At 58.2% G+C, this 26,005-nt stretch carries 26 protein-coding genes; 2 read left to right on the plus strand and 24 right to left on the minus strand.

All coding sequences use genetic code 11. The annotated features are described in order from the left end of the window. Positions 1–108: 108 nt before the first annotated feature. The 20 genes from ABWL39_RS16275 to ndk all read right to left on the minus strand — a co-directional run bounded on the left by ABWL39_RS16275 (position 109) and on the right by ndk (position 19,794). On the minus strand, positions 109–1,656 hold the full coding sequence (locus tag ABWL39_RS16275) for an SDR family oxidoreductase (protein ID WP_367793621.1): 1,548 nt from the start codon (positions 1,654–1,656) through the stop codon (positions 109–111). 48 nt (positions 1,657–1,704) lie between these two features. After that, positions 1,705–2,715 (minus strand): DUF2156 domain-containing protein, encoded by a 1,011-nt coding sequence (locus ABWL39_RS16280; RefSeq protein ID WP_367793624.1) that lies wholly within the window; start codon positions 2,713–2,715, stop codon positions 1,705–1,707. A 50-nt stretch (positions 2,716–2,765) separates the two neighbouring features. Next, positions 2,766–3,413, minus strand: coding sequence for a class I SAM-dependent methyltransferase (locus tag ABWL39_RS16285; RefSeq protein ID WP_367793627.1), 648 nt, complete (start codon positions 3,411–3,413; stop codon positions 2,766–2,768). Positions 3,414–3,716: 303 nt separating this feature from the next. After that, positions 3,717–4,421, minus strand: a complete 705-nt coding sequence (locus tag ABWL39_RS16290; protein WP_367793630.1) for a TIGR01621 family pseudouridine synthase — start codon at positions 4,419–4,421, stop codon at positions 3,717–3,719. 57 nt (positions 4,422–4,478) lie between these two features. Continuing rightward, positions 4,479–5,774: an adenylosuccinate synthase gene (locus ABWL39_RS16295; protein WP_367793633.1), complete on the minus strand. Its 1,296-nt coding sequence runs from the start codon at positions 5,772–5,774 to the stop codon at positions 4,479–4,481. A 15-nt stretch (positions 5,775–5,789) separates the two neighbouring features. Continuing rightward, complete coding sequence (locus ABWL39_RS16300) at positions 5,790–6,959, minus strand: ATP phosphoribosyltransferase regulatory subunit (protein ID WP_367793636.1); 1,170 nt, start codon at positions 6,957–6,959, stop codon at positions 5,790–5,792. A 23-nt stretch (positions 6,960–6,982) separates the two neighbouring features. Then, positions 6,983–7,168, minus strand: a complete 186-nt coding sequence (locus ABWL39_RS16305; RefSeq protein WP_367793638.1) for a DUF2065 domain-containing protein — start codon at positions 7,166–7,168, stop codon at positions 6,983–6,985. Beyond that, positions 7,169–8,053 carry a protease modulator HflC gene (hflC, locus tag ABWL39_RS16310; RefSeq protein WP_367793641.1) on the minus strand — a complete coding sequence of 295 codons (885 nt, stop codon included), beginning with the start codon at positions 8,051–8,053 and terminating at the stop codon, positions 7,169–7,171. Beyond that, positions 8,053–9,264, minus strand: coding sequence for an FtsH protease activity modulator HflK (gene hflK, locus ABWL39_RS16315; protein ID WP_367793644.1), 1,212 nt, complete (start codon positions 9,262–9,264; stop codon positions 8,053–8,055). The genes hflC and hflK overlap by 1 nt, the downstream gene beginning before the upstream one ends. Before the next feature lie 17 nt (positions 9,265–9,281). Next, the gene (gene hflX, locus ABWL39_RS16320; protein ID WP_367793647.1) at positions 9,282–10,421 is read right to left on the minus strand and encodes a GTPase HflX; all 1,140 of its coding nucleotides are present in this window, start codon (positions 10,419–10,421) and stop codon (positions 9,282–9,284) included. Positions 10,422–10,501: 80 nt separating this feature from the next. Beyond that, positions 10,502–10,750, minus strand: coding sequence for an RNA chaperone Hfq (gene hfq, locus ABWL39_RS16325; RefSeq protein WP_367793650.1), 249 nt, complete (start codon positions 10,748–10,750; stop codon positions 10,502–10,504). 112 nt (positions 10,751–10,862) lie between these two features. After that, a complete protein-coding gene (gene der, locus ABWL39_RS16330) occupies positions 10,863–12,191 on the minus strand; it encodes a ribosome biogenesis GTPase Der (RefSeq protein WP_367793653.1) in 1,329 nt (442 codons plus the stop codon). 21 nt (positions 12,192–12,212) lie between these two features. Beyond that, the gene (gene bamB, locus ABWL39_RS16335) at positions 12,213–13,337 is read right to left on the minus strand and encodes an outer membrane protein assembly factor BamB (RefSeq protein WP_367793656.1); all 1,125 of its coding nucleotides are present in this window, start codon (positions 13,335–13,337) and stop codon (positions 12,213–12,215) included. Positions 13,338–13,342: 5 nt separating this feature from the next. Continuing rightward, positions 13,343–13,975, minus strand: a complete 633-nt coding sequence (locus ABWL39_RS16340) for a YfgM family protein (RefSeq protein ID WP_367793659.1) — start codon at positions 13,973–13,975, stop codon at positions 13,343–13,345. Positions 13,976–13,994: 19 nt separating this feature from the next. Then, on the minus strand, positions 13,995–15,254 hold the full coding sequence (gene hisS, locus ABWL39_RS16345) for a histidine--tRNA ligase (protein WP_367793661.1): 1,260 nt from the start codon (positions 15,252–15,254) through the stop codon (positions 13,995–13,997). Positions 15,255–15,270: 16 nt separating this feature from the next. Beyond that, complete coding sequence (ispG, locus tag ABWL39_RS16350) at positions 15,271–16,548, minus strand: flavodoxin-dependent (E)-4-hydroxy-3-methylbut-2-enyl-diphosphate synthase (protein WP_367793664.1); 1,278 nt, start codon at positions 16,546–16,548, stop codon at positions 15,271–15,273. A 36-nt stretch (positions 16,549–16,584) separates the two neighbouring features. Then, positions 16,585–17,511 (minus strand): helix-turn-helix domain-containing protein, encoded by a 927-nt coding sequence (locus ABWL39_RS16355; RefSeq protein ID WP_367793668.1) that lies wholly within the window; start codon positions 17,509–17,511, stop codon positions 16,585–16,587. Then, positions 17,508–18,260: a type IV pilus biogenesis/stability protein PilW gene (pilW, locus tag ABWL39_RS16360; RefSeq protein ID WP_367793671.1), complete on the minus strand. Its 753-nt coding sequence runs from the start codon at positions 18,258–18,260 to the stop codon at positions 17,508–17,510. The genes ABWL39_RS16355 and pilW overlap by 4 nt, the downstream gene beginning before the upstream one ends. After that, positions 18,257–19,342 carry a 23S rRNA (adenine(2503)-C(2))-methyltransferase RlmN gene (rlmN, locus tag ABWL39_RS16365; RefSeq protein ID WP_367793673.1) on the minus strand — a complete coding sequence of 362 codons (1,086 nt, stop codon included), beginning with the start codon at positions 19,340–19,342 and terminating at the stop codon, positions 18,257–18,259. The genes pilW and rlmN overlap by 4 nt, the downstream gene beginning before the upstream one ends. A 26-nt stretch (positions 19,343–19,368) precedes the next feature. After that, positions 19,369–19,794, minus strand: a complete 426-nt coding sequence (ndk, locus tag ABWL39_RS16370) for a nucleoside-diphosphate kinase (protein ID WP_367793675.1) — start codon at positions 19,792–19,794, stop codon at positions 19,369–19,371. Positions 19,795–19,968: 174 nt separating this feature from the next. Here ndk and ABWL39_RS16375 point away from each other — a divergent pair, with 174 nt between their 5' ends. Continuing rightward, positions 19,969–20,829 carry an SPOR domain-containing protein gene (locus ABWL39_RS16375; RefSeq protein ID WP_367793677.1) on the plus strand — a complete coding sequence of 287 codons (861 nt, stop codon included), beginning with the start codon at positions 19,969–19,971 and terminating at the stop codon, positions 20,827–20,829. Between the two features lie 71 nt (positions 20,830–20,900). Here ABWL39_RS16375 and rpsT read toward each other — a convergent pair whose 3' ends face one another. Then, on the minus strand, positions 20,901–21,164 hold the full coding sequence (gene rpsT / locus ABWL39_RS16380) for a 30S ribosomal protein S20 (RefSeq protein ID WP_367793679.1): 264 nt from the start codon (positions 21,162–21,164) through the stop codon (positions 20,901–20,903). Between the two features lie 118 nt (positions 21,165–21,282). Here rpsT and murJ point away from each other — a divergent pair, with 118 nt between their 5' ends. Then, positions 21,283–22,821: a murein biosynthesis integral membrane protein MurJ gene (murJ, locus tag ABWL39_RS16385; RefSeq protein WP_367793681.1), complete on the plus strand. Its 1,539-nt coding sequence runs from the start codon at positions 21,283–21,285 to the stop codon at positions 22,819–22,821. A 52-nt stretch (positions 22,822–22,873) separates the two neighbouring features. Here murJ and ABWL39_RS16390 read toward each other — a convergent pair whose 3' ends face one another. The 3 genes from ABWL39_RS16390 to ABWL39_RS16400 form a co-directional block, all read right to left on the minus strand. Continuing rightward, positions 22,874–24,001, minus strand: coding sequence for a M14-type cytosolic carboxypeptidase (locus ABWL39_RS16390; RefSeq protein ID WP_367793683.1), 1,128 nt, complete (start codon positions 23,999–24,001; stop codon positions 22,874–22,876). A gap of 685 nt (positions 24,002–24,686) precedes the next feature. Continuing rightward, positions 24,687–24,860, minus strand: coding sequence for a hypothetical protein (locus tag ABWL39_RS16395; RefSeq protein ID WP_367793685.1), 174 nt, complete (start codon positions 24,858–24,860; stop codon positions 24,687–24,689). A 30-nt stretch (positions 24,861–24,890) separates the two neighbouring features. Continuing rightward, a complete protein-coding gene (locus ABWL39_RS16400; RefSeq protein ID WP_367793746.1) occupies positions 24,891–25,988 on the minus strand; it encodes an NAD(P)H-dependent flavin oxidoreductase in 1,098 nt (365 codons plus the stop codon). Between the last annotated feature and the right edge of the window lie 17 nt (positions 25,989–26,005).

Genomic DNA, 26,005 nt, shown 5'->3' on the forward strand with positions numbered 1-26,005 from the left:
AGCATTTGTCATGCCATACCGCGCAGCCAAAAGCTCGGGGCGCCATAGCGCCCCGATATACAGAAGGAAATAGCCCCCCCCGTGCCGCTGCGGCATGTGCCCAGGGGATCAGGAGGAGCGGGCCTCGGCGGGATTCAGCGCAGCTTGGGCCACGCCAGTGGTGTCGGCTACCGGTTTACGCCTTTCCTTCAGTGCATAACGGTTCAGCCCCGCCATGTGTACGTCGCCCAGATAGTGCTTCCAGTCAATCAATGCCGAATCGACCGGGAAGCGGCCCCGCCCCGACTCGCCGACACGTGCCGCGAGTGCCAGCAATTTGCTGTTGTAGAAGCAGTAGCTCGGCGAGGTATAGAACGAGAACACCACGGCAAGCCCCTGCGTGGCCTTCAGACTCTCGAAGGCGCGCAACGGCGTTTTCACGCCAATCAGCTTGCGGCCCGCATCGAACAGGGTCAACGCTGCCTTGGCCGCAGCCAGCCCAGCCAGAAATACCGTCCGGCTGGTGGTGCGGAACGGCCGACTCGGGGCCTTGAAGAACAGCCGATCATAGCGCTGCCAGTTACGTCGGGCTTCATCCTGCAGCAGATCGATCAATTGCCCCAACTGGATGGGATTGCGGCTTCCGCTGCAGCATTGATAGATGCGCTGTCTACCGGGCTCAAGTATCGCCTCGGCGGCGGACAAAAGAACGCTGTTAGCGACCAGATCGGCCGGGATGATGTCGATGATCTCGTCAGTCTTGGCCGGGAAAAACCTCACCTTCTCGCGCGCATAAGCGAGGATGATGGCATCGGCCACCTTGACGCCCTCCACCCAGCCGGGGCTCGGCTCAAACAACGTGCTCTCGATGATGGATGGACGAAGAATGGTCAATGTCGAACGGCGCGTTGCCTTTAGCGCAACCTGCTCGCCCAACCACTTGGTAAAGGTATAGGTATCGTTCCAGCCGTAGGCATTGGCCTCCTTGATACCAAGGTCGATCAGCTTCTCGCTCAGCCTGCCGGTGTCGCCCCACTTGGCGCGCACCACACCGATTTTCTCCTGGAGCTGCCCAATCAGCCGCTCTACCTCATAGAAACCTTCCTGGTTGAACGGAATGGGCAAGCCGGTCGGATGCACCAACTCTTCATGCATGGCACCACTATTGAAGCCGTTGACATAGCAGGTCGACACCTGCACCAGCGGGATGTCACCCGCCAGTCGCGCCAGCTCGGCGAGGTGAATCACGCTGAAGGTGTTGATTTCCAGGGCCTGATCCAGCTCCTCGCGGAAGTTCACGCTCGCTGCGGCGTTGATGATCACGTCGATACGGCCGGCGAGTAGATTGAACTCCCGCTCGCTCAGACCAAGCCGTGGCTGGGTCACTTCGCCAGTCACGCAGTGGATGCGTTGCTCGCAAAACGTCTTCAAACCTTCCGCGCTGCGCTGCCGCAGCACATCGAAGATCGACGACGTCAGTACTTCGCGTTCAAAGCGTTGCTGCGACGTCGGATTGTCTCGGCTGCCACGCAGCAGCAGGACAATCCCCCCCACATCGGGCACCTCCCGTATCAGCTTCTCGAGCACAACCTTGGCGAGAAAGCCGCTGGTGCCAGTAATCAAGACTCGCTTGCCGGCCAGCGCCCTGCCGACAAAAGTTGGTGCGGAAGTTGCCATGATTCCCCCAAGACGATGCGTGCGGCCATCCGGCCTGTTTGTTGTTGTCTAGATGATGCGAGTGAGCCGGAACATGGCTACCATGGCCAATCCAGGTAGTGCATTGCGATGGCAGCAATAGGTCTTTTCGACCACCCCATTGAAGCGCGCCTTGGCGAACTCCAGCCCCTTGAAGTTGTAGAGCATGTCGCCGCGCTCACGGATGACAGCCATCATCTTGCGCAGGATCTTCGACTCCTGGGGCTCGTAGTCGTCCGCCAGCATCAGCGGCACCAGCCCCAAATCGACATAGGGCACGCCCTCACTGCGGAACACTTCCATCGCGTGAACCATGATGGCGTACCACAAGCCCTGTTTGAAGCTGGCACAGGAGCGCGAGATATTGGGGACGTAGCTAATCAGCTTGCCGTTCTTGTATAGCGGGTCGAAAAAGATGTATGCGACGGCCTCGCCATTGTGATAGGCGTAGAAATAGCGGGTGTTTTCCTTGTAATCCATCAACATCGGACGGATCAGGAAGCGGATTTCGTTATTCTTGCAGCGCCGAGTCTTTATCCAGGCTTCCGAAATCTTCTTGGTGTAGCGATCAAACGGCCCTTCCTTGATCTCGATCCCTTGGGCGCGGGCCTGATTGATTGCGGTACGGATAATCTGTTTTTTTGACCCGCGAAGATTCCAGTCGCTCAGGCTGACCTTGGACTCGGAACCAAACTGGGTGCCATAGTAACTAAAGGACTGGTGCAGGATGTCGACAATCGGCTTGCTCACCTGGGCGAACAACGCATTGGGAAAACGCTTGAGAAACTTGGTCAGCATCGGCTCGAAATACTTCGGCTCGCATACCGGATCGCCCAGCACGAACTGCATCCCCCAGTACCGGGCATAGGCGATATAGCCAATGCCCGGCACGTCGAAGTACTCCATGTCGGACTGCATGGTGGAGAACGACTGAGAATGGACGCCGTGCTCCATCAGGTAAGCAACCCGCTCACCATGGCTAAAAGTACTGATTGACGGCGTAAGCGCTGCCCCGTCAAGCGTTAACGCTTGATTTCTCATGACATTCCCCTCATTCAACTATGATTTTTTGAGTGAAATCAGCTTTGCACTCAGGCCGGCTTTTGCCCAAGCAACGACCAGTAGCAATTGAGTAGCAGGAGGCGGAAATGTTTCTTCTCGGTGACCTCAAGGCCGAGCTGCCGCATGGTTTCGGGGTAGTTGTAGATGTTGTGGAAAGCGTTCTTGGTGAAGATCCAGAAGAACCCCACGGCCCCATACCAGTAAATGACCTTGAACGCTCTCGACAGGACATTGCCGGTAGGATAGGAGAAATCACCGACAACAACCTTGGCGCCGGGCTTGCCAAGCTTGATCAGGTGCTGCAGCACCTTCAGCATCATGTCGCGCTGGAAGACATTCAGAAAGAAGTTGGCAACGACCATGTCGTAGCGTTCGAGCTCCTGGAATTGAAGGATATCGCTGTGAACCTGGCGGATATGGATCTTGACGCCATTTTTCTCCAGGTTGCGCTGGAACTTCCGCAGCATGGTTTCCGACAGATCGACCACGGTCACCTCGGCACCACGCTTGGCAGCGTATACCGCATCAATGCCGTGCCCCACCCCTGCGAACAGTACCTTATCGCCGGGCTTGAGGTGATCCAGCATGGCGACCTTGCAGTGCTGGATGGACTTGCCGCTATACATATTGCTTAGAAAGTCGTAAAAGTGCCCGACAAATTTATAGTTATCCTTCATTTCGCTCTCCTGACAGTTTCTCTTTCCGCGCGCTTTGGTCATGGCCGGCAGCGTCAACGGAGCCCCTCAAATCTATTCTCGCTAAAGCTATTGCTCTAATTTGATCCGAGTATAAGCTCTAGATAGAGACTTGTCATATGTTTTTTAGCTGGATTATCCAATCCCCACAAGGGTTTGTCATAGTGTCTAACACTCTGAAAATCCGAGCAAAACAAAGACGATGTGCGGCGCACGGGCACAACGAAAATGGAGAATGTCACATCCGAGATATGGCGGCAGACGGAACGACGGGTCGGTATCGAATCAAGACTGTTTCGGATGCTTGACGGCGGGCCACGCCAGTGCGCCCGGGTCGCCAATCAGCTCGATTTGTTGCCGGCAAGACATCGCGAGAAAATGTTCACCGGTTTTCGGCTGGCAGGTAAGGCAATACTGCTGGCCATCGAGAAGGAAACGAATTGCGTAAGCATGCAGATAGCCACGATCGAGGCTACCGCCGCCATAGAGAGCATCGCCAAGAATGGGTGCGCCAAGCGCTTTCATGGCAACCCTGAGTTGATGGGTCTTGCCGGTCAGTGGCCGCAACAGGAACAGACGCAATCCGGCGGAGACAGAGAAGCTGAAGAACTGGGTGAAGGCAGGATTGGTTTGGCTCGGGCTCAGTCGCCAAGCCCCGCGGCGAGCCTGCTCCATGTCGCCGCGAATCATCCCTTGTTTCTTGCGAGGCGCCTTGGCGGACAAGGCCAGATAGTATTTCCCCACCTGCCCCGACTCGAATAATTGCCCCATTTGCCGCGCGACCTCCCTGCTCTTAGCAAACAGCAGCAGGCCGGACGTCATCGTATCCAGGCGGTGCACTGGATATAGCTCGGCCAGCCCGGTAGCATCACGCACGGCGTCGACAAGACTGGTGTCGTGTAACCCACGATGAAAATCGACCCCAGGCTGCTTATCGATGACCAGCAGGCGTTCGTCGTTGAATACCAGACGGAAGAGCGGAGAGATCAAGAGGCAGTCGCCATAAATGACAAGGGCGGCTCACGCCGCCCTCTCGCATGCCTGAAATCAGGCCAGATACGGGTGTCGCAACACGATGGTTTCGTCGCGATCAGGACCAGTCGAGATGATATCGACCGGTGCGCCGCACACCTCTTCAATTCGCTTCAGATAGCGCTTGGCGTTCTCTGGCAGATCTTCGAAGCGCTTGATACCAACGGTGCTGTCGCTCCAGCCGGGCAATTCTTCATAAATGGGCTGACACCCAGCCAATTCATCTGCGCCAGGCGGGAGAATGTCGACCTGCTTACCATCAATGACATAGCCGACGCAGAGCTTGATTTGCTCCATGCCATCCATGACATCAAGCTTGGTTACGCACAAACCCGAAACGCCATTGATCTGGATCGAACGCTTCAACGCTGCCGCATCGAACCAGCCACAGCGGCGCGGACGGCCGGTTACGGAGCCAAATTCATTGCCTCGCTTGGCAAGGCCTGCGCCGACATCATCGAACAACTCGGTCGGGAATGGGCCGGAGCCGACACGCGTGGTGTATGCCTTGGTTAGGCCAAGCACATATTGCAACATCTGCGGCGCCACACCTGCGCCAGGCGCTGCGGCACCCGCGACGCAGTTGGAAGAGGTGACAAACGGATAGGTACCGTGATCGATGTCGAGCAGCGTGCCTTGTGCACCTTCGAACAACAGATTGCGGCCCGCCTTGTTCATTTCCGCCAGGGTGCGGGAAACATCGCCGATCATGGGCTTGATTTGCTCGGCCAACAGCAGGGTCTCTTCCAGCGTCTTCTGGAAATCGACGATATCGGTCTTGAAGTAATGCTTGAGTACAAAGTTGTGATAGTCGAGCACTTCGCCCAGCTTGGCGGCAAAGCGTTCGCGATGGAACAGGTCCTGCACGCGAATCGCACGGCGCGCGACCTTGTCCTCGTAAGCGGGCCCGATGCCCCGCCCGGTCGTACCAATCTTGCTCTCGCCCTTGGCGGCTTCACGCGCCTGGTCGATCGCGATATGGTGGGGCAGAATCAAGGGGCAGGACTGGGAAATCGTCAAGCGCGATTTGACATCGACACCCGCTTGCTGCAACTCATCAATCTCTTTGAGCAGCGCCTGGGGCGACAGGACCACGCCGTTGCCGATAAAACATGCAACGCCTTCGCGCAAAATGCCCGAAGGGATCAGGCGCAGAACGGTCTTCTTGCCGCCGATTACCAGCGTATGGCCCGCATTGTGGCCCCCCTGGAATCGTACAACGCCCTCGGCATGATCCGTCAACCAGTCAACGATCTTGCCTTTCCCTTCGTCACCCCACTGGGTGCCGATTACCACTACATTTCTGGACATGACTACCTCTGTGATTCAATTGCCGCTGCCGAAGGGAATAAGCTGCCATTCCCCACCGACACTACGAAGCTCACGATCGACGTTGAGTTCACCCTGGTGCGCTGCATGACCGGGCAAATCAACGACGACAATTTCCTGTTGCGCACGCAGCGATCGAATTGCCTGCTGCAGCACGACATCTTCTGGCGCATATGGCGCCAGGATGGCTTTTTGCGGCTCACCAAGCGCCAAGCGCCCAGTCAATTCCCGCAGGTCAAAACAAAATCCGGTCGCAGGACGCGCCCGGCCAAATTCTCGGCCGGCATTGTCATAGCGCCCCCCCCAAGCCAGCGCATTGGGCCAGCCAGCGGCATAGGCCGCGAAAACCAAACCGTTATGATAATGCGCCCCACGCAGCTCCACCAAATCAAAACATAGCTCGTCCAGTGATGACGCGAATGCTTTTTGCACAGCGCGCAAGTCAGCCAGTGCCTGTTGGATCGCGGGCAAAGGCGGCAGGCTTGCTGCGGCAAGATCAAGCACCTCGACCCCGCCATTGAGTGTCGACAGCAGCTTGAATACGCGCCCAGTCTCTGCCGCCATGGTGGAAACCAGCACATCGAGCTCTGCCGCATCCTTACGCTGGTAGGCCCCGAACAGGCCGTCGATCTGATCTTCAGACAACTTGAAGTGGTCGACCAGCGAACGGAAGATGCGCATATCCCCAACATCGAGGTTGACACGTTCAATCCCCAACAGCTTCAAGCTGTCGAACATCAGTTGAATAACTTCGAGATCGGCCTCCACCCCTGCATGGCCGTAGATCTCGGCCCCCAGCTGGAGTTGTTCGCGGCTCCCCAGCAAGTTGGCCGGCAGCGTATGGACAACGGTACCGGCATAGCACAGCCGGGCGACGCCTTCGCGATTCAACAGGTGTGCGTCAAGTCGCGCCACCTGTGGTGAAATATCAGCGCGAAGCCCCATCTGGCGCCCACTGAGCTGATCCACCAACTTGAAAGTCTTCAAGTCCAGATCATCATCTGCATTGCCGATCAAGGACTCGACATATTCGATAAGCGGCGGGCTGACCAGGTCATAACCGCTTGCATGAAACAGATCGAGTACGGCACGGCGCTTCTCCTCAACCAGGCGCGCTTCAGCCGGCAGGATATCGGCGATGTACTCGGGCAACAACCAACGGTGCATTACAACTCTCGCAAATTCGATACTCAGAGGACAAAGGCCAGCAGCCCCAGTCCAACCATCATTGACAGCAAGCCCAGGAAGCGCAGCTGGCCATCTGAAAACGTGATAAGGCGGGAGAATGTCTCCCGCCATACCTTGGGCAACAACAGAGGCATCGCCCCTTCCAACACCAGCATCAGAGCCAGGGCGGACAGGAGCGTGACACTCATTTACTTGGTCACACCCTTACCCGGGTTCTTCAGATACTTGAAGAAGTCTGCGCTCGGGTCAAGCACCATCACATCGCTACGGCTGCGGAAGCTCTGACGATACGCCTCCAGGCTGCGGTAGAAAGAATAGAACTCGGGATTTTGTCCGTATGCATCGGCGTAGATTCCAGCCGCCTTGGCATCGCCCTCGCCCTTGAGCTCCTGCGCCTTGCGATAGGCCTCAGCCAGAATCACCTCGCGCTGACGATCCGCATCTGCGCGAATCTTCTCGGACTCGGCAGCACCTTCCGAGCGCAATTCGTTGGCCACACGCTTGCGTTCCGCCTGCATCCGATCGTAAATCGAGCCACTCACATTGGAAGGGAAATCGACCCGTTTGAGGCGGACATCCATGACCTCAATGCCGGACTTGGCTACTTCATGGTTGGCCTTGATACGAAGCGCCTCCATGACTTCGTCACGCTTGCCAGAAATAACGTCAGACACGCTTCGCCTGCCGATCTCTTCGCGTAAGCCGGCGTTGACCACGCCACGAATCACGCTCTGCGCCTTGACCTCTTCTCCGCCGGTACTCTTGTAGTAACGTTCAGCATCGACGATGCGCCACTTGATGAAGCTGTCGACCAGCACATTCTTCTTCTCAAGCGTATTGAAGCGCTCCGGCTCCTCCGCATCGATCGTCAGAATACGCTTGTCGAAATAACGCACGTTTTCCAGCAACGGTTTCTTGAAATGCAGGCCGGGCTCCTTGACGATCTGAGTCACCTCGCCGAACTGGAACACCATCGCATACTGACGTTGGTCGACACGAAACACGCTCATCCACAGCAGGAGCAGAACAAGCAGCGTGGCGGCGATAGTCGGCATCAGCTTATTGGACTCCATCAACGCCCCTCCCGCTCACGGCTACGCCCGAAATCGCGCGGCCGGTTGGCATCACCAGACTGGGTCAACACTTCCACCGGCGCCTTCTGCGTATTATCCGCACTGGCGGTCGGCGCCACCGGTGCGACCGACTGACTGGCATTGTTCATTTGCATGAGTTTGTCCAACGGCAGATACAGCAGGCTATTGCCACCCTTCTGATCGACCAACACCTTGCTCGAATTGTTCAGAACTTGCTGCATGGTATCGATGTACATGCGCTCGCGAGTCACACCAGGCGCCTTTTTGTACTCGGCATAGATCTGGTTGAAACGGCTGACATCGCCCTGAGCGGTAGAAACGACACGCTGCTTGTGCGCGTTGGCCTCTTCAATCAGGCGAGCGGCCAAACCACGTGCTTTTGGAATGACGTCATTTGCATAGGCTTCGCCTTCGCTCTTCAGCCTGTCCTTGTCCTGCCCGGCCTTTACCGCGTCGTCGAAGGCAGCCTGAACCTGCTCCGGGGGCTGGGCATTGCTCATATTGACCTTGGCGATCTGGATGCCGGCGTTGTATCGGTCCAGCATCTGCTGGATAAGCCGTGTTGCTTGAACGGCAACCTCTGCCCGCCCTTCATTGAGCAGGTAGTCGATCTGGTTCTTACCCACGACCTCGCGTATTGCGGACTCCGACACCTGTAATACCAAGTCGCGGGCATCCACGTCCCCATTACGGTTATTGAACAGGTAGGCGGAGGCGTCCTTGACGAAATACTGGACAGAGAACTGAAGATCGATGATGTTCTGATCGCCGGTCACCATCAGTGCCTCTTCAGGAACCTTGGTGCGCCCGCCGTTACGATGCCCGACCTCCACCGTGCGGATGGTGGTCATATTGATCACTTCACGCCGTTCGATCGGGTAAGGCCAGTGCCAGTGCAAGCCCTCGCTGGTGGTCTCCACATAGCGGCCGAAACGGGTAATCACGCCGCGCTCGCGCGGATCGACAGTATAGAAGCCACTGGCGAACCACAAAGCGAGGATGATCAATATCAACAGGCCTGCACCGCCGGCAAAGACACGCCCGCCGTTTGTGGGCCCTTGCGGAGCGGAATTGCCGCTCTTGCCGCCAAAAATCGAATTCAACTTCTGACCAAGTTTACGAAAAATTTCATCAAGATCCGGCGGGCCATCGTTCCCGCGCCTTCCCCACTGAGGGTCGTTCTGAGCCATGTGCTTAGTTGTCCGGTTCAGTTATCCAGATTCGATTGACCAGTCACTGCGTCTTTTCGTTCATTTTGCCTGTCGGCTACGAACTCCGATATTGCGGACCGAAGCAGACCCAATCCCTCGCCAGTCCGGGCGCTCAGTCGAACGGCCGAAATTCTACCATACTCGTCCCGCTCCACTGCCGGGGCAATCCCCTTCAGATCGATCTTGTTCCACACCAGCAACTGCGGCACGGTATCAGCGCCGATTTCGTGCAACACTTTGTTCACTTCGGCAACCTGGCTATCACGGGACTCCTGGCTACTATCCACCACATGCAACAGCAGATCGGCCCGGACCGTCTCTTCCAGCGTAGCACGGAACGCCTCGACCAATGTGTGCGGCAATTGGCGCACGAAACCAACGGTATCGGAAATCACCAAATTGCTCTTGTCGTCGAGATACAGGCGACGGCTGGTGGTATCGAGCGTGGCGAACAATTGATCGGCCGCGTAGGCATCTGCCTTCGTCAGGGCGTTGAATAGCGTGCTCTTACCCGCATTGGTGTAACCAACGATGGAAAACGACAAGCTACCTGCGCGTTCACGAGAGCGCCGCTGCGTATCCCGCTGGCGACGCAGAGTTGCCAGCTTATCCTTCAACAACTTGACCCGCTTGCCGAGCAGGCGACGGTCAGTTTCAAGCTGGGTTTCACCAGGACCGCGCAAACCGATCCCACCCTTTTGCCGCTCCAGGTGCGTCCACCCCCTGACCAGTCGGGTCGACAAGTGCTCGAGCTGTGCGAGCTCCACCTGTACCTTGCCTTCATGGCTACGTGCCCGCTGTGCAAAGATGTCGAGAATCAGGGAGGTGCGGTCGATCACCCGGCATTCCAGCCTGCGCTCCAGATTGCGCTCCTGCGCAGGCGACAGCTGGTGATTGAAGATGACAAGCTGGGCCCCGTACGCACGCGCGGTCTCCCCGATTTCGTCGACCTTGCCTGACCCGGCAAACAACGCAGGATCAGGACGGGACCGCTTGCCTTGCACGACAGCCAGCGTCCTGATGCCTGCGCTGGAAGCCAACTCTTTCAGCTCGGCGACACTGTCGGCATAGTCTGCATCGCCGAAGTCGAGGCAGACCAATACCGCTTCGTCACCACCTTGGTGTCGATCAAACACGCAATAAACTCAAGTGGAACTCAAAAAGGATAAAGCACATTGATTCCAATGTGCTTTGGGGTGAGGCGGGAACTTCCCGCTTAAGCGTCGGCGCCGTGGGAAGGTTGCTCGTAGGGGATGCTGACCGAGCGAGCAGGAACAACAGTCGAAATGGCATGTTTGTATACCATTTGCGTAACGGTGTTCTTCAACAATACAACATACTGATCGAAAGACTCGATCTGCCCCTGCAGCTTGATTCCGTTGACCAGATAGATCGAAACCGGAATATGTTCCTTGCGCAGGATATTGAGGAACGGGTCTTGTAGCATTTGCCCTTTATTGCTCATTGTTCACTCCACGTGAGTAATTTAAAAATTCTTATCACGTCCAACTCTACTGCAATTCAGCGTGAAAAGCCAGACGCCATGCCATTCCCATGGCATAAATTGTGGCGCAGTGTTAATCCTTTTCGGAATACGGATTGCTCGTCTGCTTGAACTGAACCCGCAGCGGAGTGCCTTGCAGCTTGAAGGCATCAGAGAAGGTACGTGCGAGATAACGCACATAGCTCTCTGGAACATTATCGAGAGCTGCCCCATGGATCACCACGATTGGCGGGTTGACCCCACCCTGGTGGGCATAGCGCATCTTCGGACGGAACATGCCCTTCTTGGGGGGCGCCTGCTTTTGCACGGCAGCCAGCAGCACCCGCGTCAGGCGCGGGGTTGAAAGCTTGGCCATGGCCGCGGCATACGCCTCGTCAATCGACTGAAACAGTCCAGCCACGCCCTTGCCATGCAGCGCAGAGATGAAATGAAACTTGGCAAAATCGAGAAACTGCAACTTGCGATCAATTTCACGCTTGATCCGGTCACGCTGGTAGCTATCTAACGCATCCCACTTGTTGACGGCCACGACAAGCGCCCTGCCGCTTTCTAGGATGAAGCCGGCGATGGCAGCGTCCTGATCGGAGATTTCCTGGTGGGCATCGAGCACCAGAACCACCACATTGGCATCTTCAGCCGATTGCAGCGTCTTGATCACCGAAAACTTCTCGATGGTCTCGGTGACCTTGCCACGCTTACGGATACCTGCGGTATCGACCACGGTGTAAGGCTTGCCGTTACGCTCGAAGTCGATGTGGATGCTATCTCGGGTCGTGCCGGGCTGGTCGAAGGCGATGACCCGTTCTTCGCCAAGAATGCTGTTCACCAGCGTCGACTTACCGACGTTGGGGCGCCCGACCACAGCAAGCCTCGGGTGTCGCTCGGCTTTGGTTTCGGGTTCAGGGGTATCTGGCAGATCCTGCAGCACCTCTTCCATCAACTCACGAACACCGTCCCCGTGGGATGCGGAAATCGGCAACGGCTCACCCAAGCCCAACTCGAAGAATTCGGCCGTACAGGCGGCGCGATTCATGCCCTCCGCCTTGTTCACCACGAGCCAAACCTTGCGCCCGGAACGCCGCAATTTGTCGGCAATGACCGCATCCTGCGCCGTCAGGCCATTTCGGCCATCGACAATGAACATCACGACATCCGCCTCATCGACGGCCTGCAATGTCTGCTTGGCCATCTCATGCAGGATGCCATCTTTGGCAATCGGCTCGAAACCACCGGTATCGACGACCAGGTAGTCCTTCTCGCCCACACGGCCGTGGCCATAGTGCCGATCCCTGGTCAGGCCAGGAATATCGGCAACGATGGCGTCACGCGAGCGGGTCAAACGGTTGAACAAGGTTGACTTGCCAACATTCGGGCGGCCGACAAGGGCAACCGTGGGTTTCATTTCTCAGTACTCCTCAACAACCTAGCGCGTGGTGACCGCGTATACGCCACCAGACGACGTCTGAACCACCAGGGTATCCCCGACGGCAACCGGCGCGGTCAGGATCGGCGAGCCATCCGTCTTCACCCGCGCCTGGAACGAGCCATCCTCGGCCGACAACAGATGCACATAGCCCTGATAGTCGCCAATGGCAATGAAACGGCCGAACACCGCAGGGGTACTGACCTGACGCGCGAACAAACGCCCCTGCTTCCACAGGTTGCGCCCGCTACGCTTGTCATAGGCCAGCACGGATCCTTCATCGTCGGTCACATAGATGCTGCCCTTGTCCCCCGCCAGGCCCACGCTGCTTGATACCTCGCGCGTCCACAGCGGGTTGCCGTTCTTCGCTTCGAAGCAGCCGACCTTACCCTGGAAAGACACAGCACACACGCTGCTCGCATCCGCCACAGGCGCGCTGCTGATGTCAGCAACCCGTTCGAGCTCCGTTGCACCGCGAGGCTGGCTAACCTGGGCCTCCCACAACGAGGTACCCTCGTCGCGGCTCAAGGCCTGGAGCCTGCCCGCAGGCAAGCCCGCGTACAGCACGGGGCCGCTGGCCACCACCGGCGCATAGCTACGCAATGTCAGTGTCGGAATCGCACGCTGTGTTGCCCAGCGGCGCTTCCCATCTGCCATGCCATAAGCCTCGACATCGCCATTACTGCTGTGTACGACCACGACATCTGCGGTAATGGTCGGGTTGGCGACGATTTCACGCCCTGTCGGCGTAGACCAGAGCAGCTTCCCCTCGCTATCGAAAGCATATAGGTCGCCCTTCTCCGACGCCGCAATCACCCTGCCGTTGAGCGCGGCCACACCGGCCGAGATCGGCTTGGCCGTATTGAAGGTGCGCAGCAGCTTGCCGCTGGACAAATCGATGGCCGCAACACCCCCCTTTCTTCCTGCGGCATACACCACCCCACCATCGACAGCCGGGGAGAATACGAATTCGCCAGCCTTGCTTACATCCTGGCTCCACAGCACCTTGGCACTTGCGTATTCGGTGATGTTCGGCAGCGAAGCGGGTTCAGGGGCATTGTCTGTACTTGCGCACCCGGCAAAGACGATCGACGCACAAGCGAGTACAGCAAATTTAGGCGCCATCCGCATCACTTGGCGCCCCCGAGTGCGTCCAACTTCATCTGAACGATCTGATATTCCGGCGCCCCCTTGTCGAGCTTGTTCAAGGACTGCTGGTAAGCCTTGGCCGCTTCCGCCGCCTTGCCTTGGGCCGTATAGATATCGCCGCGCGCGTTGGAGAACAATGCCGAGTATGCGTCCGCTGGCGCGGCCTCCAGCGTCTTCAATGCCGCGTCATATTGCTTCTGGTCCAGCTGGACAGCAGACAGGCGCAGGCGGGCAATATCCTTCACACCATCTTCATCACTGTTGGCAATGGCCCAAACCAGCTTGTCCGCCGCCGTCTTGGTGTCGCCAGCCTCCATCGCACGCTTGGCCTCCATCAATACGGCACGGGCAGCGTAAGGAGAGGAAGGGAAGTCCGCGAGGAGCTTGTCCTGTGCTGCTTTGATCTTCGCGGCGTCCTTGGACTCCACCGCCTGCTCCAGTGCCACATAGGCATCCGAGGCATGCTGAGCCCGATTCAAGCGATAGCTCTTCCAGCCTTGCCCTGCCAATACGGCAACAATGGCCGCAACGATGAAGGTAGAAATCAATGAGCCATACTGTTTCCAGAAGGCCTTGATGTTGTCTATCTGTTCCTGTTCTTGCAGATCGTACATGATTACCTAGCACCCTGAATTATTGGAGGATTAGTGCAGCAGCCTGCTGGATCTTGACGCGTTGCTGTTCGCCCTGGCCAAGCAGCGGCTTGACCGTCACTTCGCCCGCGCCAACTTCATTTTCACCAATCAGCACGGCAAAGCGCGCCCCGCTGGCGTCGGCCTTCTTCATCTGCGACTTGAAGCTGGCTTCGCCGCAGTGCTGCTGTACCTTCAGGCCAGAAGCCCGCAATGCCTCGGCGGTTTGGAATACATATCCACCGATACCCTGCCCCTGGCTGACGAGATAAACATCGGGAGCCGCGTCCGGCGTAGCAACGCCCTGCTCCTGTATCAACAGCAACAGGCGCTCGATCCCCATGCCAAAGCCACATGCCGGTGTCGGTTTGCCGCCCAGCTGCTCGATGAGTGGATCGTAACGGCCGCCACCGCAGACCGTACCCTGGGAGCCAAGTTCAGTCGTCACCCATTCGAATACGGTCAAATTGTAGTAATCCAGGCCGCGAACAAGGCGTGGATTGATCGAGAATTCAATATCGCAGGCTGACAACAGCGCCTGCACCCCTTCGAAATGCGCGCGGGATGCATCATCAAGATAATCCGCCAGCTTGGGCGCGGCATTGCAGATATCCTGCAGGGCCGGATTTTTGGTATCGAGCACGCGCAAGGGATTGGTATAGAGGCGTCGCTTACCGTCCTCGTCCAGAGCGGCTTGATGCTGCTCCAGATAACGGATGAGTGCGTCACGATGGCGAGCCCGCTCTTCGCTGGTGCCGAGCGAATTCAGCTGCAGCTCGATATTGCGCAGACCCAAGCGCTTCCACAGAGACGCGGTCATCACCAGCAATTCGGCGTCGATATCGGGGCCAGCAAAGCCCAGCGCCTCGATACCGACCTGATGGAATTGCCTGTAGCGGCCCTTCTGTGGCCGCTCATGCCGGTACATCTGCCCCATGTACCAGAGGCGCTGCGGCCCGGCATGCAGCAAGTTATGTTGAATCACGGCACGCAGGCAGGATGCCGTACCTTCGGGGCGAAGCGTGAGCTTGTCGCCGTTCAGCGCATCCTCGAAGCTGTACATTTCCTTTTCGACGATGTCGGTGACCTCACCGATCGAGCGGACGAACAGGCTGGTATCTTCGACTATTGGCGTGCGGATATTGCGATAGCCATAGGATGCCGCCCATTCGCGGATCGTCTCTTCAAAAAACTGCCAGGTATCGGAGTCACCTGGCAGAATGTCGTTCATGCCCTTAACGGCCTGTATCTTCACTGACATCTAACTATCTTGTTATTCAAGCAATGGGTTTGACCGCGATGGTGCGCGGCTCTCTTGGTTTCAGCTTCTCGCCAAGGCCATAACGGGCTTCGACGTATTCGTTAACCAGCGACTGGAATTCCACTGCGATGGCATCGCCCTTGAGCGTCACATAGCGCTCGCCATCGACATATACCGGTGCAACCGGCACCTCGCCGGTCCCGGGCAGCGAAATGCCCACGTCGGCCAGCTTGGATTCGCCAGGACCATTGACCACACAGCCCATCACCGCCACCTTGAGGTTCTCGACGCCTGGGTAACGACTACGCCAGACCGGCATCTGCTGCCGCAGATAGTCCTGAATGTCGCGCGCGAGCTCCTGAAACACCGTACTGGTTGTCCGGCCGCAGCCGGGACAGGCAGTCACTTGCGGGGTAAAGGCGCGCAGCCCCATGGACTGCAGCAATTCCTGCGCCACCACGACTTCCTGGGTGCGTGCTTCGCCCGGTTTAGGCGTCAATGAGATGCGGATGGTATCGCCAATGCCTTCCTGCAGAAGCACGGCTAGTGCAGCGGCAGACGACACAATGCCCTTGACCCCCATACCAGCCTCGGTCAGGCCAAGGTGCAGCGCATAATCACAACGGCGCGCCAACTCTCGATAAACGGCAATCAGGTCCTGCATATGGCTGACCTTGCACGACAATACGATGTCGTCGCGGCTCATGCCCAAGGCCACGGCCTGCCCGGCGCTTTCCAGTGCCGATGTGATCAGCGCCTCACGCATGACTGCATCAGCATCCCACGGCTTGGCACGCCCCGCATTCTCGTCCATCAGGCGCGCCAGAACAGCCTGATCCAGGCTCCCCCAGTTCACGCCAATCCGTACCGGCTTGCCATAGCGCAACGCAAATTCGATCATCTGCGCAAACTGCTCGTCACGCCTGGATCCTTTGCCTACATTGCCAGGGTTGATACGGTATTTGGACAGTGCCGCAGCACAATCCGGGTAGGCCGCCAGGAGCTTGTGCCCGTTGAAATGGAAGTCTCCGATCAGCGGGACCGGGCAAGCAAGCGCATCCAGCCGGGCCCGGATGTCAGCAACGGCTGCAGCGGCTTCGGCACTGTTGACGGTGATCCGCACCATCTCGGCACCAGCCTCCCACAATTCGTAGGTCTGCTTGACGGTAGCCTCGACATCTGCAGTATCGGTATTGGTCATCGCCTGAACGACCACAGGCGCACCGCCGCCGACCACGACGCCGCCGACGATGGCCTGGCGGGTGTGCCGACGGACTATTTCACTACGGAACATCAAGAACCTCGGGAATGGCAGAACATGGCTCGGCTGCTATTGCAGCTCGAAGCGGGCAACGTTGACCTTGATCTTAGGGGTCAAATCGACAGGTTGACCATTATAGGTAAGTTTCACCTGAGCCGCATTACCCACTATCAGCTTGAATGGGGGCTTGCCGGTTACAACCTCTTCACTGCCAGGCTTGAACAATCTGGAAACAACACGCTTGTCGTCGCCATCTTTCACATCCACCCAGGCCTCGCCTTCGAAAACCAGCTTGATTTCGCCCGCGCCCCGAGGGGCAGGCTCGACCTTGGCCGGCACATCAGTCGGCGCGGCTGCCACGGGTGCGGCAGGGGGTGTAACGGTCTGAGCCGATTGCTCGGCAGGCGAGTCGGATGGCGCTGCTGCCGCAGCCGACGCATCGGGCGCCGCCGTGGCTGGCGTAGCCTCAACCGGCGCAGGCGTGGCGAGAGGCACCGACACAACGGCTACAGCGGACTGTTGCGCCTGGGACGGCTCACTCATCTGCAACTCCGGCTCATGGGCCGGACGCAGAATGTAGTAAACCACGGCCCCACTGACCAGGGCCGCGGCGATGAAGCCCAGCACCATCTTCGACGATCCGGCATCAGGCATGGATGGGTAGCTGGGCACGACGGTAAGACGTAGCTTGGGGCCGCTTACCTGTTGCACGGGCTCGGCCTCCCGCGGCAGGACGGTTTCAAGCTGGTGCAACAGGGGCTCGGCATCCAGCCCCAACTGCTTCGCATAGTTGCGGATGAAACCACGGACAAAAGTGGTGCCAGGCAAATCATGGTAGCGATCATGCTCGAGCGCCTCGATCTGTCTGCGAGATAGCTTGAGCTGGCTGACGATGTCGTCAATATCCAAAGACTGACGTTCACGCTCTGCCCGCAGCCGGCGACCCGGTCCTTGAATCAGGTCACGCTCTTCACTCGGGATATCGTTGTGGTTCATTCAGCTCGTCCATTTGCGGCCTGCGCGGCTTCTTTTGACTTTGGAAAGAGTTTCTTCAGTTGGGCCAAGTAGCGCGCCTCCCCCTGAGCGTCACCCAGCTGACGCTCAACTTGCGCTGCCAAAAACAGCCCTTCCGGATAAGGATCCACCACTTCAAACAGGCGCGAGAAATATGCCCGCGCCTCCAGATATTTTTTATCGTCGTAACTCAGCCGCGCCATACCAGCCAAGGCAGGGGGATAATCCGGCCGACGTTGCAGCGCGTCGGAAAAATCCGCTCTGGCTGACGCCAGATCCCCGCCTTGCACCCGGCATTCGGCAGCGGCCACCAGCGACTTTTCCGGCGTGCCATACAGAGGATTCCTGACCGCAGCCTCAAACCGCTTTACCCCATCACCGGTCCGACCGCGGCGGCAAAGGAATACGCCGTAGTTGTGATTGACGTCGGAATCATTGGGCGCCGCGGACAAGGCTCGCCGGAAGTAGTCCTCGGCGGTGCCATACTCCTTGAGCTCAGAATAGACCAAACCCAGCATATTCAAAGCCGGCGCGTATGACGAAACGGCCTGCAATGCCTGATTCGCCTCGTCGATCGACACCGCGAACTGACGCAGCAGATAATACTGTGCAGCCAGCTCCGTATGCAGGCTCGCGCTGCGAGTGGCCACCTCGTCGGCGACGGCCCCCGGTGGAGCGGCCAGCAAGGCGCCAATCATTGCCGCCCACAGCCACCCCGTTTTTTTTGTCATGGTTTGATCTCCACCAACCGTCGGACCTGTCTCTTGGTCTTATCCTGAACTTGCCCCGCCAGCTGACCACAGGCCGCATCAATATCGTCACCGCGAGTCTTGCGGGTCGTCACGATATAACTGGCCTCGATCAGCGTATCACGGAAACGACGAATATTATCGTTCGACGATCTTTGATAGCCGGAGTTCGGGAATGGGTTGAAGGGGATCAAATTAAATTTACAAGGCACATCCTGCGTCAGCGCAATCAACTGCCTGGCGTGCTCGAGACTGTCGTTCACGCCATCCAGCATAACGTACTCGAACGTCACGAAATCGCGCGGCGCCATTTCCAGGTAACGCTGACAGGCGGCCATCAAGTCTTTGAGCGGGTACTTCTTGTTGATCGGAACGATCTCGTCGCGTAGCGCATCGTTAGGCGCATGCAGGCTCACAGCCAAGGCCACGGGACAAGCCTCGCGCAACCGGTCCATCGCGGGCACCAGCCCCGATGTGGACAGGGTTACGCGGCGGCGCGACAAACCATAGGCATGGTCGTCGAGCATGATGTTCAGCGCGGTGACGACATTATCAAAATTGGCGAGGGGCTCGCCCATCCCCATCATCACTACATTGGAAATGATGCGGTCGCCCTTCGGGTCGCGCCCGAGCGATTTGTTGGCCCACCACAACTGGCCAACGATTTCGGCGACAGAGAGATTGCGGTTGAATCCCTGTCGCCCGGTGGAGCAGAACGTACACTCCAGCGCACAACCAACCTGGCTCGATATGCACAGCGTGCCTCGATCATCCTCGGGGATGAAGACCGTTTCGATACCATTACCGGTACCGACGTCCAGCAGCCACTTGCGCGTGCCATCCTCGGAAATCTGTCCGATCAGCTCGCGTGGCACCGCCACGCCAGCCTGCGCCTTGAGCTTTTCGCGCAAGGACTTGGCGATATCCGTCATCTCGTCGAAATCGGCGATGCCGAAGTGATGCATCCAGCGCATCACCTGCTTGGCACGAAACGGTTTTTCACCGATCTGCGCAAAGTAGGCAGTCAGGCCGGCGAGATCAAAATCGAGCAGGTTGGTTTTCATGCGACTACGACTACCAGCCCAGCCAATTAACGGCCGTAAACTTCGGACGCGGCGAAGAAGTAGGCGATCTCGATAGCGGCGTTTTCAGCGCTGTCGGAACCGTGAACGGCGTTGGCATCGATGGAATCAGCAAAATCAGCACGGATGGTGCCCTTTTCGGCCTTTTTCGGGTCGGTTGCGCCCATCAGGTCACGATTCTTCAGAACAGCACCCTCGCCTTCGAGCGCCTGGATGACAACCGGGCCAGAGACCATGAAATCGACCAAATCCTTAAAGAAAGGACGTTCCTTGTGCACAGCGTAGAAGCCTTCGGCTTCAGCGCGCGACAGATGCTTCATCTTGGAAGCAACGATCTTCAGGCCGGCGTTTTCGAAACGAGTGTAGATCTGGCCGATCACATTCTTGGCAACCGCATCGGGTTTAATGATCGACAGTGTGCGTTCAACAGCCATGACATCTCCAATAAAATCAAAAAGAAAGAAAGCGAATTGCAAGTTTATTTTACGTTTGCAACCGAAGTGCTTATAAAATAAACGCGACCCAACATTTTAACACGGCTTGATCGCCCGCCCAAACCTTATGCGGCGACTCGGAAACCGGACACAAAAACACAGGGAGAACAACGAATGGCCGAAGACAAGCAGCCAGCCAGCCAGGACGCGCACGACGAGCAACAGGAGATGAAGCGCCGACTGGTCAAGCGCATAGGCGTTGCCGTCGCCCTGATTGGCGGCGCCGCCCTACTGCTGCCGATCTTGGACAAGATCGATCTGAAACAGCTCACGGGAGCGAAGACCTCGGTCGTCATCGAGCCCCCCACACAACCAATCACGGCCAACAAACCGGTACAACCCGAACCGCCCCCCCCCTCAAAACCAAGCACAAGCGACGCAAAACCGGCTGACGACCAGGGCAAGCCCGCGACGGAGCCCCCCGCCCCGGAGAAACCGGCGGAACCCGCACAATCCAATCAAGGCAAGCCCACCAACACCAAGGCTGCCGAGCCCTCCCCGGAAAAACCCACCACTCCGCCCCCCCCCAAGGTCGAGGCGCAGCCGAGCCTACCCAAACCGCAGCCATTGCCGCCCAAACTTGCCACGCACCCGGCAGAACCAGAGATTGCCCCTCCAAAGGCAGCGGCACCTACACCACTTTCCACACCGACGGTTGCTGCAGCACAGACTGCAGCGCCCCCCAAGGCTGCCGCCGAACCCAAAGTTACGCCTGCCGCCCCACTCACACCACCAGCCAAACCTCGAATAGCCACGGTACCGGCCTATGCCGTACAAGTCGGTATTTTCGCCAACTACGACAACGCAAAAGCCCTGACTGAACGCCTGGTTGCCAGCGGCATTCCCGCCCACATGGAGACCAAGGTGCAGGTCGGCCCCTTCCGCAACAAGGTAGAAGCAGATCAGGCCATGGACAAAATCAAGGCACTCGGCATCAAGGCCGTCATCGTGCCGCAAACCCAGACCGCAAATTAAGCCAACAGGAATAGGCAGGACAACAAAAAACCCGGCACCAGGCCGGGTTTTTTGCTGAAAACCTGAAGAACTCAGGCCATTGCCTTGATGGCAGCAGCCAGACGACTCTTATGACGAGCAGCCTTGTTCTTGTGGAAAATCTTCTTGTCCGCGATGCGGTCAATGATGCCAACAGATTCTTGGAACTGTTGTTGGGCAGCGGACTTGTCGCCACCTTCGATTGCCTTCAGAACCTTCTTGATCGCGGTGCGGAAAGCGGAACGCTGGCTGGCATTGCGCTCGCGCGCGCTATCAGCTTGGCGAGCACGCTTGCGGGCTTGTGCACTGTTTGCCATGCTACATCGACTCCTTGGAATAGGGCTTTTACGAAAACGGTGGATCATACGCCGACCCACCCGACAATGCAAGAAAGGCGTATCATACTCGGCTGCTTTAAGTTCAGCCGCCAACATTATGAATCTATTGAAAGCCTTGACCACGGTCAGCGGCATGACCCTGGTCTCGCGCATTCTAGGCTTTGCTCGAGAAGCCTTCATTTCCCACGCATTCGGGGCCGGCATTGCCACCGATGCCTTTTATACCGCGTTCAAGCTCCCCAACCTGTTGCGGCGCGTATTTGCCGAAGGCGCATTTTCCCAGGCCTTTGTCCCCGTGCTGGCCGACTACAAGGCCAATCGCAGCCACGATGAGGTACGCGGCCTGCTCGACAGGGTGACGGGCACATTGGCGCTCGCCTTGGCGATCATTACCCTCCTGGGCATGCTCGCCGCGCCTGCCGTCATCTATGTCACGGCGCCGGGCTTCTATAAGGATGCAGACAAGTTCACCATGGCCTGCGACATGCTGCGGGTGACCTTTCCTTATATCCTGTTCATTTCGCTGTCCTCATTGGCGGGCAGCATATTGAATACCTACAACCGCTTTTCGATCCCCGCCTTCACGCCGACGCTGCTCAACATATCGCTGATCATATTCGCGGCCTGGCTCGCCCCCTACTTCAACCCGCCGGGCATGGCGCTGGCCTGGGGCGTATTTGTCGGCGGCGTGGCGCAGCTATTCTTCCAGCTTCCCCATCTGCGGCAACTGGGCCTGTTTCCACGCCCCACCCTGGCGCTGCGGGATGAGGCCGTGCGCCGTATCCTGAAGAAGATGGGGCCGGCGATACTCGGTGTATCGGTGGCGCAGGTCAGCCTGATCATCAACACGATGTTCGCGTCGCTACTGCCGACCGGCAGCATCTCCTGGATGAACTTCGCGGATCGGCTCATGGAGTTTCCAACCGGCGTGCTCGGTGTGGCGCTTGGCACTATCCTGCTGCCCAGCCTGTCGCGCCATCACGCAAATGCCAATACCACCGAGTACAGCAAGCTTCTTGACTGGGGCCTGCGCTTGTGCCTGCTGCTCGCCCTGCCGGCAACGGCCGCGCTGGCGGTGCTGTCCGAGCCGCTGATTGGCACGCTGTTCGTGCACGGCAAATTCACTGCGCATGACATGCTGATGACGCAACGCGCGCTGATCGCCTACGCCGTCGGCCTGCTCGGGCTCATCTCCATCAAGATTCTGGCGCCAGGCTTCTATGCTCGCGGCGACACGCGCACCCCGGTCAAGATCGGCATGATCACGCTGGGGCTGACGCAACTGATGAACCTTGTTTTCATCGAGCCGCTGCAGCACGCCGGGCTGGCCTTGTCGATAGGCCTGGCATCCTGCATCAACGCCTGGCTATTGCTGCATAAATCCCGCAAGCAGGGGTTTTACCAACCGCAACCGGGGTGGTATCGCTATCTCGGGCAAATCTGCCTGGCCACCATCCTGATGTCGGCGGCCTGCGCCTATGCGGCACAGGCGATCGGCGGCTGGACCTCGGCCCCCACACTGCTGCGGGCAAGCCAGTTGCTGCTCGTGGTGCTGCTTGGGGCGGGTGTTTACTTTGCCACCTTGTTCACACTCGGTGTCCGCCCGCACCACTTCGCCCGGCGAGAGGCGCACTGACGCGTCGATGCAAAAATGGCGGCCTGGCCGCCATTTTTCCTTACACGACCATTCAACGCAGTTGGTCGATCACGCCAAAGATCGGCTGGAGCACGCTCGCACCAAGTTTGCGACTACGCTCGCCGCTCCAGCCATACTCCTCATCAGGCAGATTGGCGTTGTCCTTGAACGGCATCTCGATCGTGTAGGCCAGACAATCAAAATGCTGGCCGACATAATTGGTCGCCAAGGTCAGATTGGCCTCGCCGGGCTTATCCTTCTCATAACCCTGCTGATCCTGAAAATCCGGGTTGGATTGCAGCCAGTATTGCTTGAAGGCATTTTCGAGCTGCATCAGCCGTGGGCTGTAGTTGGGGTTGCCCTCGCAGCCAGCCACGAAGACATAAGGCAGCGCCTCATCTCCGTGCGCATCGAGGAACAGGTCGACGCCGGTCTCATGCATCTTTTGCCTGACCAGATAAACCTCGGGGCTGAATTCCAGCGACGGTGTCATCCACTCGCGATTCAGGTTGGCGCCGGCCGCGTTGGTGCGCAGATTGCCACGGGCGGAACCATCCGGATTGATATTGGGCACGATATAGAAGGTCGCCTTGGCCAGCAGGCTACGCGACACGGCGTCGTCTTCATCGAGCAGACGCTCCAGCAGGCCCTCGATGAACCACTCCGCCATGGTTTCACCCGGATGCTGGCGAGCGGTGACCCAGATCTTGCGCTTGGCCGGATCGCCATCGCCCAGCACCAGCAAATCGAGGTCGCGCCCATCGACCGTGGCGCCCAGTCGCTCGACCTCGCACCAGGCTGACTCGCAGGCCATGCCGATCAGGTCCAGATGCCGCTCGCTCGAATAGGGCTCGAAATAGGCATAGTAGACGCTATTGCTTTGCGGGCAGTGCTCGATCGTCAGTTCCTTGCCGTCAAAACTGGTTGGCACACGAAACCAGTGTTTTCTGTCGTAGGAAGCAACTGCACGGTAGTCCTCCCAGCCTTTGACGTACGAGGTTTCCCCCGCATTGAGGAAGCGGATGCGGCAGTTTTCGCCGGCAGCCCCCTGCAGGCGGAAGTGAAACCACTGCAGGAAGTCGGATTGGGAGTCTTTGCGGATCTTGAGCTGGATGTCGTCAGCGCGTTCCAGGCTGACGATGTCGACACTACCGGAGTCGAATGCGGTGCTGATATTCATGCGGAAGTCCTAAGCTGGCGCCGGCAAATGCCGGCCATGCGCGGATTATAGGCGCGGCCAGGCTGCACGCAAACGAGCACCGGGAGAGAACCAGACAGTGAGCACCAGCGGAGGGGGATTCAGCAGCACCGAGTCGGGCGGCTTGAAACGACAACAAAAAAGTGGGCGGCCAAGGCCGCCCCAAGGGATCGAGGTAAGACTGCTAAAACAACAACAACGAACTACCAACAACAAACCACTACAACAAACCGATATCAAGCACGCATGATGGCGTTGGCACGCGCCAACATCAGCGTCTGGACACGCCAGCAACGCACGCAAAAGCGGCTGGCAGAATTCTGGTGGTGCAACTCGCCGCATTCGGCGCAAGCAATGCGCGGATCGTGTGCGGCACGCGGCTCAGCAGCGGCCAATGGCTGAAAATTTGTCATGAATTTGTTCTCCCTAAAGCTTCCACAACGAGCATTGTGAAAACACTGATGCCGATAAACGGGGGCATCGCTCCAAACCTAATAAACTGGCTTGTCCCGGCGGGGTCGCCGGATCGTGCGCTGCTGCAGGGTGCTGCTAGCAGGCTTTAAGGCGCGTCATGGGTGGTGACGGGGTGATGTTGCTTGAAGCAACCGGCCTGATTTGACGGGCCAACACGGACAACCGGATGTCGGTCGTTGTGCGTGTTCGTATTCTACGCAATCTTGCCCACTTGGCAATAGAGAAAAACAACAAATTGGCAGATATTTTTTGCTTCGCACCAATTTAATGCGACGGGGGAGCCCATCAAGCCCTTCAAGGGTATTTTATTGCTGAAACACACCCATAAGAAAGCAATGATTGCGCCACCAGCGGCGGCGGCAATCATTGCATTGCTCAAAACAGCCGCATCAATATTTTAAAGAAATGCCTGTTCGACGCGGGAACGAGCATCGGCAGCCTCGTTTACGATGCGCTGCATCAATTCCGCTACGCCAGGCACGTCGTCGATCAACCCCTGGACCTGGCCGATCATCTGCACGCCGGTCTGCAGATTGCCCTGCTCCGTCGCCAGCTTGAACCGCGGTGTGGCTGCGCCGAAATAGGCGATCTGCAGCATCAGTGCCGGCCCCTTGAGCAAGGTGCCCAGCAGCAGCTTCGGTAGCGGCACCTTCATGCCGCGCGCCACCGTCAGCGAGGTGAACAGCGCCTTGAACAGCCCCATGGGCTTTTTCATCATGCGCTCGGTCACCGGCGTCTTCATCACCCGGCAGTGGATGCCGTCGAAATTCTTCGAATAGAGGGTATCGGCCACACGCTTCTGGGCAATCACCTGCTTGGTATTGGCATGCAGCGGGCTCTCCTGTGTCATGGCAAAGCGCGTCCCCATCGCGACGGCCTCGGCGCCCAGCGCCAGCGCCGCCAGCAAGCCGCCCCCCGTGCCAAAACCACCGGTACCGATCACGGGGATCTTGACGGCCTTGGCGACAGCGGGCACCAGCACCAGCGACGTCACCTCGCCGCCGTGCGCCGCAGCCTCATGCCCGGTAACGAGCAAGGCGTCGCAACCAATGCGCTCGGCAGCCTTGGCGTGCTTTTCGGTGACGACGGTGGCAATCACCTTGCCGCCATAGGCATGGGCACGCTGCACGATCCAGTCGCCCTTGCCCAGCGAGAAATTGATGACAGGGACTTTCTCTTCCAGCGCGACTTCGGCGTTTTCCTTGGCACCCGGCATCATCAGGGTGCAGCCGATGCCGAACGGCTTGTCGGTCAGTGTGCGGATACGACGGATGGCGTCACGCGTCTGATCGGCAGTCAACGGCCCTGTCGCCAGGATGCCAAGCCCACCGGCATTGGCGACGGCGGCGACCAGCTCGGGTATGGCGATCCAGCTCATGCCGGGGCAAACGACCGGATGCTCAATGCCAAACAGTTCGGTGAATCGGGTTTTCATCGGGATGTCGTCCAGGTTGCGAACCTTGAGTTTAGAACAAACAAGCGTTTGATTGAATATCTGCGATAGCGCAGGGC

The sequence above is a fragment of the Chitinivorax sp. PXF-14 genome (assembly GCF_040812015.1).
Lineage (GTDB): Bacteria > Pseudomonadota > Gammaproteobacteria > Burkholderiales > SCOH01 > JBFNXJ01.

Coding starts and splice junctions, on each gene's coding strand:
- murJ (WP_367793681.1), top strand. CDS start 21,283: ATGAATCTATTGAAAGCCTTGACCACGGTCAGCGGCATGACCCTGGTC.
- hflK (WP_367793644.1), bottom strand. CDS start 9,264: ATGGCTCAGAACGACCCTCAGTGGGGAAGGCGCGGGAACGATGGCCCG.
- ABWL39_RS16280 (WP_367793624.1), bottom strand. CDS start 2,715: ATGAGAAATCAAGCGTTAACGCTTGACGGGGCAGCGCTTACGCCGTCA.
- ispG (WP_367793664.1), bottom strand. CDS start 16,548: ATGTTCCGTAGTGAAATAGTCCGTCGGCACACCCGCCAGGCCATCGTC.
- ABWL39_RS16285 (WP_367793627.1), bottom strand. CDS start 3,413: ATGAAGGATAACTATAAATTTGTCGGGCACTTTTACGACTTTCTAAGC.
- ABWL39_RS16390 (WP_367793683.1), bottom strand. CDS start 24,001: ATGAATATCAGCACCGCATTCGACTCCGGTAGTGTCGACATCGTCAGC.
- pilW (WP_367793671.1), bottom strand. CDS start 18,260: ATGACAAAAAAAACGGGGTGGCTGTGGGCGGCAATGATTGGCGCCTTG.
- hisS (WP_367793661.1), bottom strand. CDS start 15,254: ATGTCAGTGAAGATACAGGCCGTTAAGGGCATGAACGACATTCTGCCA.
- ABWL39_RS16375 (WP_367793677.1), top strand. CDS start 19,969: ATGGCCGAAGACAAGCAGCCAGCCAGCCAGGACGCGCACGACGAGCAA.
- ABWL39_RS16355 (WP_367793668.1), bottom strand. CDS start 17,511: ATGAACCACAACGATATCCCGAGTGAAGAGCGTGACCTGATTCAAGGA.
- rlmN (WP_367793673.1), bottom strand. CDS start 19,342: ATGAAAACCAACCTGCTCGATTTTGATCTCGCCGGCCTGACTGCCTAC.
- ABWL39_RS16295 (WP_367793633.1), bottom strand. CDS start 5,774: ATGTCCAGAAATGTAGTGGTAATCGGCACCCAGTGGGGTGACGAAGGG.
- ABWL39_RS16300 (WP_367793636.1), bottom strand. CDS start 6,959: ATGCACCGTTGGTTGTTGCCCGAGTACATCGCCGATATCCTGCCGGCT.
- hflC (WP_367793641.1), bottom strand. CDS start 8,053: ATGGAGTCCAATAAGCTGATGCCGACTATCGCCGCCACGCTGCTTGTT.
- bamB (WP_367793656.1), bottom strand. CDS start 13,337: ATGGCGCCTAAATTTGCTGTACTCGCTTGTGCGTCGATCGTCTTTGCC.
- hfq (WP_367793650.1), bottom strand. CDS start 10,750: ATGAGCAATAAAGGGCAAATGCTACAAGACCCGTTCCTCAATATCCTG.
- der (WP_367793653.1), bottom strand. CDS start 12,191: ATGAAACCCACGGTTGCCCTTGTCGGCCGCCCGAATGTTGGCAAGTCA.
- ndk (WP_367793675.1), bottom strand. CDS start 19,794: ATGGCTGTTGAACGCACACTGTCGATCATTAAACCCGATGCGGTTGCC.
- ABWL39_RS16275 (WP_367793621.1), bottom strand. CDS start 1,656: ATGGCAACTTCCGCACCAACTTTTGTCGGCAGGGCGCTGGCCGGCAAG.
- rpsT (WP_367793679.1), bottom strand. CDS start 21,164: ATGGCAAACAGTGCACAAGCCCGCAAGCGTGCTCGCCAAGCTGATAGC.
- ABWL39_RS16395 (WP_367793685.1), bottom strand. CDS start 24,860: ATGATTGCCGCCGCCGCTGGTGGCGCAATCATTGCTTTCTTATGGGTG.
- ABWL39_RS16340 (WP_367793659.1), bottom strand. CDS start 13,975: ATGTACGATCTGCAAGAACAGGAACAGATAGACAACATCAAGGCCTTC.
- ABWL39_RS16305 (WP_367793638.1), bottom strand. CDS start 7,168: ATGAGTGTCACGCTCCTGTCCGCCCTGGCTCTGATGCTGGTGTTGGAA.